The 14,535-nt window shown below is 33.6% G+C and carries 12 protein-coding genes and 1 riboswitch; of the genes, 4 read left to right on the forward strand and 8 right to left on the reverse strand.

Going from position 1 to position 14,535, the window contains the following annotated elements; all coding sequences use genetic code 11:
- Nucleotides 1–68 precede the first annotated feature (68 nt).
- The 3 genes from nheB to ACYVEC_RS27045 all read right to left on the reverse strand — a co-directional run bounded on the left by nheB (nt 69) and on the right by ACYVEC_RS27045 (nt 4,901).
- Nucleotides 69–1,277, reverse strand: a complete 1,209-nt coding sequence (nheB, locus tag ACYVEC_RS27035) for a non-hemolytic enterotoxin NHE subunit B (RefSeq protein WP_063224265.1) — start codon at nt 1,275–1,277, stop codon at nt 69–71.
- Nucleotides 1,278–1,314: 37 nt separating this feature from the next.
- Complete coding sequence (gene nheA, locus ACYVEC_RS27040) at nt 1,315–2,475, reverse strand: non-hemolytic enterotoxin NHE subunit A (RefSeq protein ID WP_460509231.1); 1,161 nt, start codon at nt 2,473–2,475, stop codon at nt 1,315–1,317.
- A 599-nt stretch (nt 2,476–3,074) separates the two neighbouring features.
- On the reverse strand, nt 3,075–4,901 hold the full coding sequence (locus ACYVEC_RS27045; protein WP_063224267.1) for an APC family permease: 1,827 nt from the start codon (nt 4,899–4,901) through the stop codon (nt 3,075–3,077).
- Nucleotides 4,902–5,045: 144 nt separating this feature from the next.
- A riboswitch (cyclic di-AMP (ydaO/yuaA leader) is annotated at nt 5,046–5,192 on the reverse strand.
- A 140-nt stretch (nt 5,193–5,332) separates the two neighbouring features.
- Between ACYVEC_RS27045 and ACYVEC_RS27050 the strand changes: the two genes are divergently transcribed.
- On the forward strand, nt 5,333–5,461 hold the full coding sequence (locus ACYVEC_RS27050) for a hypothetical protein (protein WP_000031869.1): 129 nt from the start codon (nt 5,333–5,335) through the stop codon (nt 5,459–5,461).
- 54 nt (nt 5,462–5,515) lie between these two features.
- Here ACYVEC_RS27050 and panE read toward each other — a convergent pair whose 3' ends face one another.
- Nucleotides 5,516–6,460 (reverse strand): 2-dehydropantoate 2-reductase, encoded by a 945-nt coding sequence (gene panE / locus ACYVEC_RS27055; RefSeq protein ID WP_063224268.1) that lies wholly within the window; start codon nt 6,458–6,460, stop codon nt 5,516–5,518.
- 175 nt (nt 6,461–6,635) lie between these two features.
- On the opposite strand from panE, the gene ACYVEC_RS27060 reads away from it, so the two are divergent.
- A complete protein-coding gene (locus tag ACYVEC_RS27060) occupies nt 6,636–8,111 on the forward strand; it encodes a hypothetical protein (RefSeq protein WP_460509236.1) in 1,476 nt (491 codons plus the stop codon).
- Nucleotides 8,112–8,278: 167 nt separating this feature from the next.
- On the opposite strand, the gene trhO is transcribed toward ACYVEC_RS27060, so the two are convergent.
- On the reverse strand, nt 8,279–9,238 hold the full coding sequence (gene trhO, locus ACYVEC_RS27065; protein ID WP_063224270.1) for an oxygen-dependent tRNA uridine(34) hydroxylase TrhO: 960 nt from the start codon (nt 9,236–9,238) through the stop codon (nt 8,279–8,281).
- 494 nt (nt 9,239–9,732) lie between these two features.
- On the opposite strand from trhO, the gene ACYVEC_RS27070 reads away from it, so the two are divergent.
- Complete coding sequence (locus ACYVEC_RS27070; protein WP_063224271.1) at nt 9,733–11,028, forward strand: Nramp family divalent metal transporter; 1,296 nt, start codon at nt 9,733–9,735, stop codon at nt 11,026–11,028.
- Nucleotides 11,029–11,086: 58 nt separating this feature from the next.
- Here ACYVEC_RS27070 and ACYVEC_RS27075 read toward each other — a convergent pair whose 3' ends face one another.
- The 3 genes from ACYVEC_RS27075 to ACYVEC_RS27085 form a co-directional block, all read right to left on the reverse strand.
- Nucleotides 11,087–11,947, reverse strand: a complete 861-nt coding sequence (locus tag ACYVEC_RS27075) for a M23 family metallopeptidase (RefSeq protein WP_098556144.1) — start codon at nt 11,945–11,947, stop codon at nt 11,087–11,089.
- Nucleotides 11,948–12,029: 82 nt separating this feature from the next.
- Complete coding sequence (locus ACYVEC_RS27080; protein ID WP_063224273.1) at nt 12,030–13,097, reverse strand: sensor histidine kinase; 1,068 nt, start codon at nt 13,095–13,097, stop codon at nt 12,030–12,032.
- A complete protein-coding gene (locus ACYVEC_RS27085; RefSeq protein WP_063224274.1) occupies nt 13,087–13,785 on the reverse strand; it encodes a response regulator transcription factor in 699 nt (232 codons plus the stop codon). The genes ACYVEC_RS27080 and ACYVEC_RS27085 overlap by 11 nt, the downstream gene beginning before the upstream one ends.
- A 142-nt stretch (nt 13,786–13,927) precedes the next feature.
- Here ACYVEC_RS27085 and ACYVEC_RS27090 point away from each other — a divergent pair, with 142 nt between their 5' ends.
- Nucleotides 13,928–14,458, forward strand: a complete 531-nt coding sequence (locus ACYVEC_RS27090) for a GNAT family N-acetyltransferase (RefSeq protein ID WP_063224275.1) — start codon at nt 13,928–13,930, stop codon at nt 14,456–14,458.
- The last annotated feature ends 77 nt before the right edge of the window (nt 14,459–14,535 follow it).

Below are 14,535 nucleotides of genomic sequence, written 5' to 3' on the forward strand. Positions count from 1 at the left end.
CTGCTCACAACTGAACAGGAGCTTCAAATCACTCATCAACACTTAACGCTCTAACGATTTGTATCCGATTATGCTTTTTTCGTATCTACTACTTTAATATCTTCAGCATAAATCTTTTCTGCATAGTCTTTAATGTTTTTCCAGCTATCTTTCGCGATATTCAAATCTTCTTTAATGAAAACAAGGTCGTTTGGACTAATTGAATCTACATTTTGAAGTAAAGAATTGTATTTTGATCCCATTGTATACCATTGATTTGATATATTTTGCAATGCTGTAATTGCAGTATCAATTGTATTTGTTAAATACTCAGTTTGTGTTTTAATGTTCGTTAACCCAGCTACTTCTAATTGAGCAGTTGTAACTTGTCCTGTTATTTTTTGAATTTCAGCTTGTGCATTATCAAGTTCTTTCTTCGCTAATACGATACCAGCTGTACCACCGCCTACAGCTGCTGCACCACCTGCAATTAATGCGACTCCTAGCGGCGTTCCTGCACCTGTAGCAATAACTACTGCACCACCGATAATTGCAATCGGCCCTAGAGCTGTCGCAACTGATGAACCGATAATAATTGCATTATATTTACTAATCGCTTCATTGTACGTTGTGATTTGATTTTGCAGAAGCGGAATTCCAGCATCTTGACTAGCTAATATAGATGTAATTTGATTCGCATCTCCCTTGAAGTTTTGCGTATCCGATGTCATTTTATTTCTGAATTTCTTCAAGTCTTCTACTAACTGATCTACTTGCGCTTTATTTTCATTAATACTACTTGATAATCTAGTTAAACCTTTCGTAAGAGTTGCTTTATCCTTTGCATCTACCGCAGTAACTAAAGTATCATAATAGTTTTGGAATTTCGTATTGTAGTTAATGATATTTTGATTCGTTGAAATAAGCTGTGGCTTTAATACATCTAACCATTGCTTCGCATTTCCTCTAGCTGTATCCTGGTGCTGAATCACTTTCCCTTTTAAAGCCGCATCAACAGACGATACATTACCAAAGTTAACATTCCCTTGTTTAATAATTGTTAAAGCGTACAGATCCATTACTAAAGCGTTTGAACCTGTTCTTTCCATTGCATCTTTTAAGCCTTCTGGTCCTAATGAGTATTCTTCATAGTCATTATATGCTTTAGCTACCGCATAAACTGGGGCTTGTTTCACTGTACTTTCAGCTGCATATGTATGGGCTGGCATGATGTTTCCTGCTGCAAATACTGCCATAAGTGCTGATAGAGCCATTACTTTATAAGGTTTTTTTGTCATTTTTCTTCTCTCCCTATATCGTTACTTATTTTTCTGCTTAATGTACTTCAACGTTTGTAACGTAATCTTCAAATTGGTTCGTTTGTTTATTCATTTCATCACTTACTTTTTTAATTTGATTGAAATGTTTTTGAAGTAAACTACTGTCAGTATACGTGCCCTCTTCAACATTCTTTTGAATTTGGATCATATTACTATTTAAAACTTTCCAATCCGTTAATAACGTTTCTAAAGTTGAGATTTGGCGATCAATTAGTTCTGTAAAGCTACTTACTTGATCTTCAACGAATGTAATTTGTGTTGCCTCTGCTTCAGTTTGTGATAACTTTTGAATAAGTGGTAATAGCTCTTTTTGCTTTTGCTGAATGCGAAGAGCTGCTTCTCTCGTTTGGCTATCTGCAGCATTTACAATTTCATTACTTAAAGTACCGATAGAAACGAAATCAATTGTTTTCGTTTGTGCAGTTTGATTTGTAATTGTAAATACTTGTTTACCAATATTAATAGAACCTTTAATAATTTCTTGAGGTCTATTCAAAATAGTCGTTAATTCCGCTTGAATTTCCCCTTGAATTCTTTTAATATCTTCTCTTAATTTCACAATATCTCCACTTGATCCTTGCAGTGTTTTTATTGCTTCATCAGCTTTAATTGATAAGTTGCTACTATCTTTGTCTAATACCGTTTTAAATCGATTTAACTCTAATAAATCTTGCTCCATACTCTCTTGGATGCTTTGTACTTGCAATTGTAATTTTCCATATGCACTTGTAAAATCTGCTTTTGACTGTTCATCTTCATTTATATTTCCTGCTAGTTCATAGAGCTTACTATAATAACTATTAAATCTAGTACTATATCTCATCATCTCTTGATTTAAGTCAATTAGCTTCGGATTATATTCATCAATCCACTCTCTTACATTTTCCTTTGCAAACTTTTGATGATTCGTCAAACTACTCATCGCATTCACCTTAATATCTGGCTGTTGTAAAATAACTAGTCCATATGCTTGTATAAGTGGTGACTGTGATCCTAACATTCTAATTGAATTGGATAATGTATTTGGAGCAATTACATTTTGTGCATATACTGTTTTCACTTCTGTTTGCCCCCCCTTAGCGTAAGCGCTTACGGGAATGAAGCAACTCGTAGATACTGCTGTAACCAATAACCCTGTAATTAAAGTCTTTTTCACTTTAACTCCTCCTATGTATTAGCAACTATTACTATCGCATTTTATTATTCTATTTTCTTGCACATAGTTTGAGATGGTTAAAATAGAGAACGTTCTCACCGCGATTCACGTACGAACCATCTCTCCTAATTTTTATTGCCACAGTACTTATTGTTATAAAATATTTCATAACTTTTCACATACGCTTAGTATGAATAACACTGCATAAATTTTCTATTGGATCTCATTTTCCACATTGATACAGTGAATATACTACATAAAAATATTATTCATTTTAAACTAAATAACGTACGTAAATATGAAATTCCGTTTTGTTTTCATATAAGTTTTGTACTGTAAGGTCATTTAAACACAGCTATTTATCTATCGTAAAGAAGTATTTTCATTCCCTTTATTTTCAAGATTTCATGTCCTTATTCCAAAATATAATCCGCTTCACTTTTTCAATTGAAATATCCATATATCACAACAAAAACCTCTACTTACTCACAGACATAAAAATTATATTAATATATCTTTCTGGCTCGTATGCAATTATGCATAGCGTATACACAAAAAGGATAGCTTCACTTTCGTAAAGCTATCCTTATAAAAACTTCTTACTTTTTCAAATGATATGGAACTGTCGTAATAACAACATTTCTTTTATAGAGTAAATAAGCACGAATGAGTAAACTAGATTGATTATGAAGAATGTTATGCCAACCTTTTTTCGGAATAAACTGTGGTATAACGACCGTAACTCGGTAATTTGATTCACTCGCTTTATACTGTACTGTATCAATAAACTTTGTTAGTGGCTGAATAATACTTCTATAATGAGAATGTAATGTAACAAGCCTTACTTCAGGTTGCCACTTCTTCCATTTCTCTTCAAATTTCTTTTCCTCTTCTCTGTCAAAAGCAACATATACCGCGATTACTTGATCTGCAGAAAGAGACTTCGCATAGTTCAATGAATTTTCTACTACATGTGTCATACCAGCTACAGGAACGACAATTACATTTCCTTCAATCGGAATAATCCGTTCACAAGTTTTTAAACTTAGTTGGTCTCCTACCGCATCGTAATGCTTCTTAATTCGGTGGAACAAGAAGATAATGGCAGGTAAGAAAATAAGGATTGACCAAACTTGTGCAAATTTAGTTAAAAAGAACATGCTCATTACGATAAAACTAATAACTGCACCAATTAAATTAACCGTTAATCTCAAAGCCCATCCTTCAGGTTTTTCACGAAGCCATTTTAATACCATTCCAGTTTGAGAAAGTGTAAATGGAATAAATACACCTACTGCATATAACGGAATTAAATGTTCTGTTTGCCCTTGGAAAGCTACAATTAAAATAATCGATGCAATTCCAAGTATAATAATACCGTTTGAGTAACCTAGGCGGTCTCCTCTAATCGTAAACATTCTCGGTATAAACTTATCTTTTGCAAGGTTAACTGCTAATAGCGGAAATGCAGAATATCCTGTGTTAGCAGCAAGGATTAATATTAAAGCTGTTGTACCTTGTATGAAATAGTACATGAAATTACGTCCAAATGTTTGTTCAGCAATTTGAGAAACAACTGTTACTTCTTTACTTGGAGTAATTCCGTAATAATAAGCTAAGAAAACAATCCCTGAAAATAACACTGCAAGTAATGCTCCCATTGCAAGCAATGTTTTCGCTGCATTGTTAGGTGCAGGATCCTTAAAGTTTGGAATTGCGTTAGAGATCGCCTCTACACCTGTTAAAGCCGAACTCCCCGATGCAAATGCTCGTAACAGTAAAAACAAACTAATTCCTGCAACCGGCGTTCCAATTGGCGTGTGTAAAGTCGGTGAAACGTGTCCCGTTAAAATATTATATATCCCTACACCAATTAATATAAATAGTGCTAAAACGAATAAATAAACAGGATATGCTAAAACGGAAGCTGATTCCGTTACCCCTCTTAAATTTAAAATAGTAATAAATATAACAAATATAATCGCAATGATTACATTATGTGCATGTAAACTAGGAAAAGCAGATGTTAGCGCATCTGTACCAGCAGACACACTTACCGCAACCGTTAAAATATAATCGACTAATAAAGATCCTCCAGCAATTAAGCCTGGATTCATCCCTAAATTTTCTTTTGATACAACATATGCGCCCCCGCCATGCGGATAAGCAAAAATAATTTGTCGATAAGATAAAATAAGGGCTGTCAATAATACTAATACCCCAACAGCTATCGGAATAGAATACCAATAAGCGATTGCTCCAAGACCTGCTAAAGCAATTAATATTTGCTCTGGACCGTAAGCAACCGATGATAAAGCGTCAGAAGACAAAATTGCTAACGCCTTCGTTTTATTGAGCTTTTGTTCTCCAAGCTCAGTTGATTTTAACGGTCTTCCAATTAAAAATCTTTTAATAGATGAAACCACTGCTGTCCACTCTCCATTAATTTTGTACGAACTTTTCTGCTAGTTACAGCGGATAAACTATTTCTTTAGAAAACAAAAAATGTCTACAAGCCATAACGAAATAGACTTGTAGACATTATATTTTTTGTCGCACAAGCTCCACCTTCCTTCTCAATATAACGCTTACGAGGTTAGCTGTCGGATTCGGGCCTATGAGTAGCCCTACCTTTTTCAAGGATTCACCCCATTGGATTAAGTATTAATCCATAAGAACGGGTCCCCCGCACCATGCGGTTTCAGCGATTTAGAAAATTGAAACTGTGGATTATAATACTCCTTTATTTTCAAAATGTAAACAAAAATTTTGAAAAAGAAAAAATTTAAAATGATTGCGCATAATCCGCCGATAAATATACATAATGAATACTAAAAAATTGATAAAGGAGACCCATATGTCTAAAGAAAAGAAGCCTATTTTTTCCGATTCCTATTTAGATGCGTTAGCAAATGAAATTAATCAATTATACGGTAAACGTGAACAGGAAATAAATTTGACAGATAGAACGAAAAGAAATAAATAATTTGTCATAAAAAAGAAAGCAATACACTTATATATTGCTTTCTTTTTTATTTTTTCATACATCCAATTTTATTGCTGATCTGTTAAAGGTCATTTCTTCATACACTTTCAAATTTTGATATACTGCTTCTAATAATGGTACTTCTATAGAAAATTGTTCTGCTACATCTAGTAAATATCCTTGTAAGTGCTTTCCTTCTATAGACGAACCTTTTTCCATATCCCGCTGCATCGATGACTTCATATCATATGAAATTTTATCAATTGTTTTCATATGTTCCTTGGCAATCTCATCCTTAACTGGTGCCCCAATATATCTCATAATTTGCACACATTCTTCAAATAAGCTTCGGATAAAATCACGTCCACCTTCACTTTCACGGATTGGTCCTATTGGTGCACGCATTAATGTTGTCACACCTGACATTACAGTAATAAATAAATATTTATGCCACATATCTTGCGTAATATTTTCACTTAAAACAAAACTAGATTTCGTATCTGCAAATGCTTTAGAAATATGCTTTATTCTCTCTGGATCTTGAGACTTAATTTCTCCAAATACAAGTCTGTTAGCAGCGCTAGTTTGTACAATTTCTCCTTGATCGTTTAACGTCGTCTCGATAAAGCATAAACCCCCAATTACTTTTTCCTCGCCGAATTCTTTTTGTAATTGTGATAAATGAGCGATACCATTTAACAATGGAATGATTACAGTATTTTCACCTACAAACGGCTTCAAATCTTGAATTGCCTCGTTTAAGTGATACGCTTTTGTTGAAAATAAAATGACATCAAATGGAGAAGTTCTATCTTCTTTCGTTATTAATTTCGGTTGGAAGGAAAAATCCCCATTCACACTTCGGATTACAAGTCCTCTTTCCTCTAATTGTTTTTTCCGTTTACTACGAACAAGAAACGTAACATCTTCTCCCTTTTCAACTAATCGGCCACCAAAAAAGCCTCCGACGCCACCAGCTCCTAGTACTAAAATACGCATACAACATCCCCCTTTTCAAAATATAATTTTATACCTTTTAGTATACATAACATTATACATGTCCCCTACTAAATAAGCTGAATTTTCATTCTTTACATAGTATAAAACAGTGGTTATTTTCAAATGAATTTGGGCATGTTGTTTTTATAGCACATATGGAAAGGAAACAATGTAAATGGAGGCAATACAAACAATCGAGGAAAAAGATGTAACAACAGCTATATTTCAATTTATATTCCCGTTTTCTTTTAAAACTGGATATGAACAAAATATGTTCCCTTTCTTACAGAAAAATGATTTTCGCCCTTTTCGACTCGATCATCTTGAAAATGAAAATACATACTACGGAAAATTTCAAGTTTCACATCAAAATATGGAAGCATACTATCTTTCATTTACAAATAAAATTCTATTTCCTCACTCAGCGCATCAAAAAGGATTACAGCGCTATTCTAAAGACCTTAATTTAAATGGACATTTAATAACAAATCTTATTTCTGTTCCATTCAAGATTCATTCTATTGACATAACACTTTGTCCTTATGAGCTTGGCTTCTTAACCATTCGGACAGAAGTAGAAACAGCTCCAAAAATGTCATTATCAGAAGCAATCGAATTTGCCGCCCGCTTCCGTGTACTTGAAACTAAAAATGATACAAACGAAACGATTTATATTGAGTGTAATGGAAAAAGATATTCCCAAGTGGAAAGGTTCATTTTCTGTTATTTATTTCATGGCGTAACAGACTTCTTTGAGAAGAAGAGATTAAGAAGCTCTTACTTTCAAACCTTTCCATTCTTTGAAGACCAAAGAATGTATGTACAAACTTTATTATCTATAAAAGAAGAAATGGAACTTAATGAAGTGGATGTTTATCGTACTTCTAGTCTTTCCGGGTTAACAAGTGATGGTAAGGCATATGTGAGTGCAAATAATCTTCCTTATATTCATGATTATTTAAAAAAACACGCTTACCAGAGATGGGCACCCAATCGCTATTTCATAATGGAAGAACATATATTCACATGTGTAACAAATGAGGGAGAACGCGAAATAACTAAACTTGCCAGTCAAATGTACGGGGAATTTTATTACGCTTTGTTATTAAATCTATTTCATAAAATCGTTTTATTAAAAATGGCAAACGCTTATGCTGAACTAAACATTGAACAAGATACAAATGAAATAGAGAAATTAATTTATTCAATCAATTCATTTACAGCGAATTACTTTTCTTTAGAGCTAGTATCCCAATCACAGAGTGAAGATATTTTCTTTCGCTTAAGAAAACTTTTTAACATCGAAATTTTATACTCGAACGCAAAACAAAATCTTGATAGTTTGTTTAAATATCAAGAAAATGTCGCTTCAAAAAAAGATAGCCTTTTGTTATTAATTTTAACCCTCTACTCTGTAGTAGGCCAAATGTTAGGGTTTACTATGATTGATCTTTTAAGAAACACCGATTCAAACAAAATATCTTCGCCCCTTGAATTTTTCGCTCTTTTAATAGCAATTAGCGGTATAGTCATTTCACTTATTTTAGGTGCACAAGGGTTATATCAATGGGGGGTACAGCATAGAAGAAGAAAAGCATGGGTCAAACAAACAGTGTTGTCTGCTGTGAAAGAGAAAGATGATGAGAATTAAAAAAGTTTATTTTCAAATTATCCATCTGTAGCGCGCTTCAGTACATGAAATTTTTATCAGCGATTTTTCGAATATATCGACTTACCGACAAAAACTGACAAAAAGAAGAAGTTACTCCAAAATGAACTTTGGAGTAACTTCTTCTCGTTTTGCTATACTCATTCGACTTACTTCCCTGCTTCGATTTGTTCTAACGCAGCAGCTACTTGTTCTTCAGTTAATTCATGTTGTATTACGTAGCGGTTACGTGGGCTTACACGGCATTCATGAGAACATGCACGTAAATATTTCGCTTCGTTTTCTTCAGAACATAAAATTTTCTTGTTACATTCTGGATTTGAACAGTTTACATAGCGCTCACAAGGTTCACCTGTAAAGTGGTCTTTACCAACAATAACATGTTCTTTTTGGTTTACTGGTACAGCGATACGCTCATCGAACACGTAACATTGTCCATCCCAAAGCTCACCTTGTACTTCTGGGTCTTTTCCGTATGTTACAATTCCGCCATGAAGCTGACTTACATCTTCATAGCCTTCTCGAACTAACCAACCAGAAAACTTCTCACAACGAATTCCACCTGTACAGTACGTTAAAATCTTTTTACCTTCAAGTGTTTCTTTGTTTTCTCTAATCCAGTCTGGTAATTCACGGAATGATTCGATATCTGGTTTGATCGCACCTTTGAAGTGTCCTAAATCAAACTCATAATCATTTCGTGCATCAATGATAACTGTATCTTCTTGTTTCATTGCTTCATAAAAATCTTTTGGCTCTAAATACTTCCCAGTTATTTCGTGTGGGTTAATGTCATCTTCTAGACGAAGTGTAACTAACTCTGGACGAGGACGTACGTGCATTTTCTTGAATGCGTGCCCTTCTTCTTCATCTATTTTAAATACGATACCGTCAAAACGTGGATCGTTGTTCATTGCTTCCATGTATTTCTCTGTTTGCTCTACAGTACCAGAACAAGTTCCGTTAATTCCTTCTTTAGCTACAAGGATTCTTCCTTTTAATTCAAGTGAATTACAAAATGCTAAATGCTCTGCCGCAAATTCTTCAGGATTTTCAATTGTTGTGTACATGTAATATAGTAATACTCTGTATGGTTTTGTAGTTGCCAATGTATTTCTACCACCTATCTAATTTTTAAAATCATGTATAAGTTAACGTTTATATCAAAGCATATATAATAAGAAAATGTATCCAAAGTTTTATGCATCCCATTTTCTTCTCTTTATACTATTTTCTATCAGTTAACAAAAATAAAAAACAAGATTACATACCAAAACACTGTGGTTATGTTGTAATCCCAATATATTATATATCATACAAATCCATTTCCATCAATTAATATGCTGTATTATAGGCTTTATGTTCACATAAATTTCAAAAATAGCCCTTTAATTTATTATCTTCCCCCTTACACATCAACCATAAACTTCCAAAAAATTTTCGTATCTTCACACCATCGATTGCACAAAGTCATATAATTTGCATTAAGGAAACATTTATGTTCAAATGAAAATACACATATTATATTTAAATGTATTGAAATAATAAGTAAGAATAAATACAATAATTTCATCAAGTTAACATTTTAAAGGGGAAAACTACTATGAATAAAGATATATCAAAAGATGAACAAGTCCCTTCTCAAAGTACAACTGTTCAATCAGCGCATTTAGCATTAAGCGGGCAAACGAAAGGCTTAAAAAGACTATTACCATTCTTAGGTCCTGCTTTCATCGCTTCAGTTGCTTATATTGATCCTGGCAATTTCGCCACAAATATTGCTGCTGGATCACAATATGGATATTTATTACTCTGGGTAATACTCGCTTCTAATTTAATGGCTGTATTAATCCAAACTTTATCCGCTAAATTAGGAATTGCTACAGGTAGAAACCTTCCTGAAATTGCTCGAGAAAACTTCCCGAAACCTGTTTCCATCGGTTTATGGATTCAAGGGGAGCTCGTTATTATGGCGACTGATTTAGCTGAATTTATTGGAGCGGCACTCGGATTGTACTTATTATTCGGGATTCCAATGTTACCAGCCGCTTTAATTACAGCCGCTGGATCATTTATTATTCTTGAATTTCAACGCAGAGGTTTCCGTCCATTAGAAGCTATTATAACAGGAATGATTTTTATCGTTGTTATCGCTTTTGGTGTACAAGTTTTCTATGCAAAACCGGAATTAAGTCCTTTACTTTCAGGACTATTCATTCCAAAATTCCAAGGCGTGGATAGTATCTTATTAGCAGCTGGTATTTTAGGCGCGACAGTTATGCCACATGCAATATATTTACATTCCGCCTTAACGCAGCGCCGCGTAGTCGGAACAAATGATGAACAAAAGAAAAAGATTTTCCGCTTTGAGTTTATTGATATTATTATCGCAATGGTTATCGCTGGAGCAATTAATGCAAGTATGTTAATTGTTGCTGCCGCACTATTCTTTAAAAACGGCTTGCATGTTGAAGATCTTGATGTTGCTTTTAATCAATTTAGCAACTTAGTTGGACCTGCATCCGCTGCTTTATTTGGAATCGGACTTTTATCAGCTGGTTTATCTAGCTCTTCAGTCGGTACAATGTCTGGTGACATTATCATGCAAGGATTCATTCGAATGCATATTCCGTTATACTTACGCCGATTTATTACAATGATTCCACCATTAGTTATTATCGCTTTAGGTGTAAATCCAACTTACGCTCTAGTCATGAGCCAAGTCGTCTTATCATTCGGTATTGCTTTTGCATTAGTACCACTTATTATGTTTACAAGTAGTAAAAAAATTATGGGTGCACTCGTTAATCACCGCATAACTACCTTTATCGCTTGGATCATTGCTGCACTTGTTATTGTTTTAAATATTTTCTTACTGTATCAAACATTTGTGGATTAATAAAAAGGGTATTCCAATTTCAATTTGGAATACCCTTTTTGTTTGAATTACTTTCCTTCTACTTACCACTCATGTATGTCCCTCTTTCTGGCATCATCGCACCTTTTTCAGTTTGAAAATACAGTGGCAATCCTTCCGCAAAAAACATACTTACCTTTGATGGATCCTGCCTTTGATGATGAATATGTAAATGTGGCTCACTTGAACTTCCTGAGTTACCAACTTGAGCAAGAACCTCTCCTTCATTTACATGTTGTCCTTCCTTCACTTTAATTGACCCTTCCTTTAAATGGGCAAGAATCAAAAATGTCCCTGTTTCATCTACTCGTAAATATATGTGATTCCCCGCCATCGACTGAAAATTATCCGATCCAGGAACTAAATCGTGGTCATTATTATTAATAGATACAACCGTCCCAGAAGCTGGTGCCATTACTTTCGCTCCGAATATTCCATAATCCTCTAACTTATTACTTTTTACTTCAGCAGGTGGAATGAGAATATCATATGCCCATCGTTCATTCGGCTTTATAACGTGATAGTTCGTTTCTAACCGATCACCACCCCAGCCTACTAGTGCTCGTTCATTTAAAGGAAAACGAACGACTATTTTAGGGTTCATAGACTGTACATCAGCTGGGTAAGCAAGTCCGCCTATGTTAGCGAACCATCCTAAGGGCCAAGCTCCAATTATAGAAAAAAGCACAATGAAGAGTAGCCTTCTATCTATTCGCTTTCTGAAAATACCTTTCCACACAAATAGTAATACTGATGCTATTAAAATAAAAATTGATACTAGGCTAAACGCTTGTATACTCCACCAAAAAACGACTGATATAACACCATCAGCTAAATAAATTACACTCCAACTTATAATTAAAAAAGCAACTACAATTACTAATACATATTTCTTCCACATGTTGTATCCCTACTCTCATATCTTTGTTCTACATGATACGAAGTGAAAATTACGGCATATAAAAGAAATACTTACGACTTTCTTACATTTCTTTATACTGTGGTAAAACGATAGTGAAAACTGTTTCTTTATCGTTACTACGTACAGTGATATCTCCTTTATGAAGTTCTGCTATACTTCTCGCAATTGCAAGTCCCATTCCTTTTCCGCCAGTATGAGAACTACGTGATTTTTCACCCCGATAAAACTTCTCAAAAACGTAAGGAAGGTTCGCATTCGGAATACATTGTCCAAAGTTTTTAATTTCTATTTCAACATTCATATCTCTTTTAGAAACTTGAATAAGAATCTCCTTTCCATCTTTCCCATACATAATACTATTACTAATTACATTTTCGAATAACCTCACCATAAGCGCTACATCCATTTCCACATGTAACTCCTTATCACCCTTAATACAAAAGCTCATATCAGCATCATCTAGTTGTGGCACAAAATCAATCATAATTTGTTCAATAAAAGCTTTCATATTTGCTACACTTTTATGTAATTCAATCTCTCTATAATTTATTTGACAATATTCTAATAAATCATCTACTTGATTTTTTAATTCATAACTCTTTCGCTTTAATATACTTACATACTGTTCACATTCTTCTCTATTTGAATGAAGCTGATTTCCTAACAGGTCCACGTAACCGATTAGAGATGTTACAGGAGTTCGTAAATCATGAGAAATATTACTAATCATTTCATTTTTCATTTCCTGTGATTTTTTTTCATTCTCGATAGCCTCTTTTAAACTTTTCACCATTCTATTAACATTCGTCGCTAATTCACCAATCTCGTCATGTTTTGAAATAGGTATATGTATTTCAAAATTACCATTACTTATTTCCTCCACATTCCTATTAATTTCAGATAATCTTTTCATCATTGTTTTTGTCATACATGCAAAATATGTCGTAGTAAAAATCAAAAAAACTATAAAATATAAAAATGAATACTTTTCCTCTAACGCAGTAACATGACTATATATATTTCCAATTAAAATTTGAAACGCTATTATACTTACAGTTGCTAACAAGATACTACATAAGAATGCGATAAAAAACTTAGCTCTAATGCCTTGTAATGTTTTAATCTTCAATTTTATATCCGACTCCCCAAACATTTTGAATAAACTTCGGTTCTTTTGGATCCTCTTCAATTTTATTTCTTAATCTTGCGATATGAACCATTACTGTATTATTGCTTTCATAGGCCCTTTCTTTCCAAACGCTCTCATATATTTCTTCAATAGTAAATACACGATTCTTTGCAGCTGCCATTAAGAATAAAATATCATATTCAGTTTTTGTAAGATTGATTGTTTCTCCATATAACATTACTGTTCTCGACACTTCATCTATTTCTAAACCTCTAATGTTTATTTTCTTTTCTATTACTTGGACAGCATTTTGATTGAAATATGTATATCTTCTTAATTGAGCTTTCACCCTCGCTATAAATTCAATTGTACTGAACGGCTTCACAATATAATCATCTGCTCCAGTACTAAATCCTATTACCTTATCCACGTCCGATGATTTTGCACTTAAAAACATAATTGGTAAACTATGTTTCTCTCTAATCCTTCTACACAATTCTATTCCATCCATTTGTGGCATCATAATATCCAAAATAGCAAGTTGAATTCTGTTATTATTTATTATTTCTAAAGCCTCTTCTCCGTTATAAGCACTAAAAACTTTAAAACCTTCTTGCATTAAATTCACATGAACAAATCGAACAATATCTTTATTATCATCTACAATTAAAATTGAGTATGTCTCCATATGTAAACCTCTTTTTGTAATTTATTCCACAATCAATTTTATCATATATCAAAACCATACTTCCCTCTTGAATAATCTTTATTTTCAGACTAAATTATATAATAACAACACATTCTAGTTTCAGAAGAAATGGAGTGAAAGTATGTTTCCTATATTGAAAACCGACCGACTCATTTTACGAGAACTTACCGAAGAAGATGCACCGAGTATACTACAATGCTTTTCTAATACTGATGTACTGCGCTACTATGGCCAAAAACCATTACAGGATGTTGATCAAGTGAAACAAGTCATTCATAACTTTAAGTTGAGTTACCATGCAAGGAGCGGTATAAAGTGGGGAATCGAATTAAAAGATAAGAAAGAACTCATTGGAACAATCGGATTTCATGATTGGTCTTCCGAGCATAAACGAGCTAATTTAAGTTATGCCTTTTTCCCTGAATACTGGGGAAAAGGATATGCGACTGAAGCTGTTTCTGAGGTTATATCATACGGTTTCCATACCATTCATTTAAAGCGTATCGGGGCCATTGTATTTCTTGAAAATGAGGCTTCCAATAAAGTTCTATTAAAATTAGGTTTTGAAAAAGAAGGAGTTCTAAAAAATTATATGTATCAAGATGATATCCCCTATGACACAAATTATTATTCTTTATTAAAATCGGTTTAATAGAATTCATGTGTAAAAAACTTGCTTCAGAACAACAGATATAGGTAGTAAATTTTTAATGAAGGATGCGAAGTACT

Source organism: Bacillus sp. MN7755 (assembly GCF_054771475.1).

Excerpts from the sequence above, each read along its gene's own strand:
- nheB (WP_063224265.1), bottom strand. The coding sequence starts at position 1,277 with ATGACAAAAAAACCTTATAAAGTAATGGCTCTATCAGCACTTATGGCA.
- ACYVEC_RS27050 (WP_000031869.1), top strand. The coding sequence starts at position 5,333 with ATGTCTAAAGAAAAGAAGCCTATTTTTTCCGATTCCTATTTAGATGCG.
- panE (WP_063224268.1), bottom strand. The coding sequence starts at position 6,460 with ATGCGTATTTTAGTACTAGGAGCTGGTGGCGTCGGAGGCTTTTTTGGT.
- ACYVEC_RS27060 (WP_460509236.1), top strand. The coding sequence starts at position 6,636 with ATGGAGGCAATACAAACAATCGAGGAAAAAGATGTAACAACAGCTATA.
- ACYVEC_RS27070 (WP_063224271.1), top strand. The coding sequence starts at position 9,733 with ATGAATAAAGATATATCAAAAGATGAACAAGTCCCTTCTCAAAGTACA.
- ACYVEC_RS27075 (WP_098556144.1), bottom strand. The coding sequence starts at position 11,947 with ATGTGGAAGAAATATGTATTAGTAATTGTAGTTGCTTTTTTAATTATA.
- ACYVEC_RS27085 (WP_063224274.1), bottom strand. The coding sequence starts at position 13,785 with ATGGAGACATACTCAATTTTAATTGTAGATGATAATAAAGATATTGTT.
- ACYVEC_RS27090 (WP_063224275.1), top strand. The coding sequence starts at position 13,928 with ATGTTTCCTATATTGAAAACCGACCGACTCATTTTACGAGAACTTACC.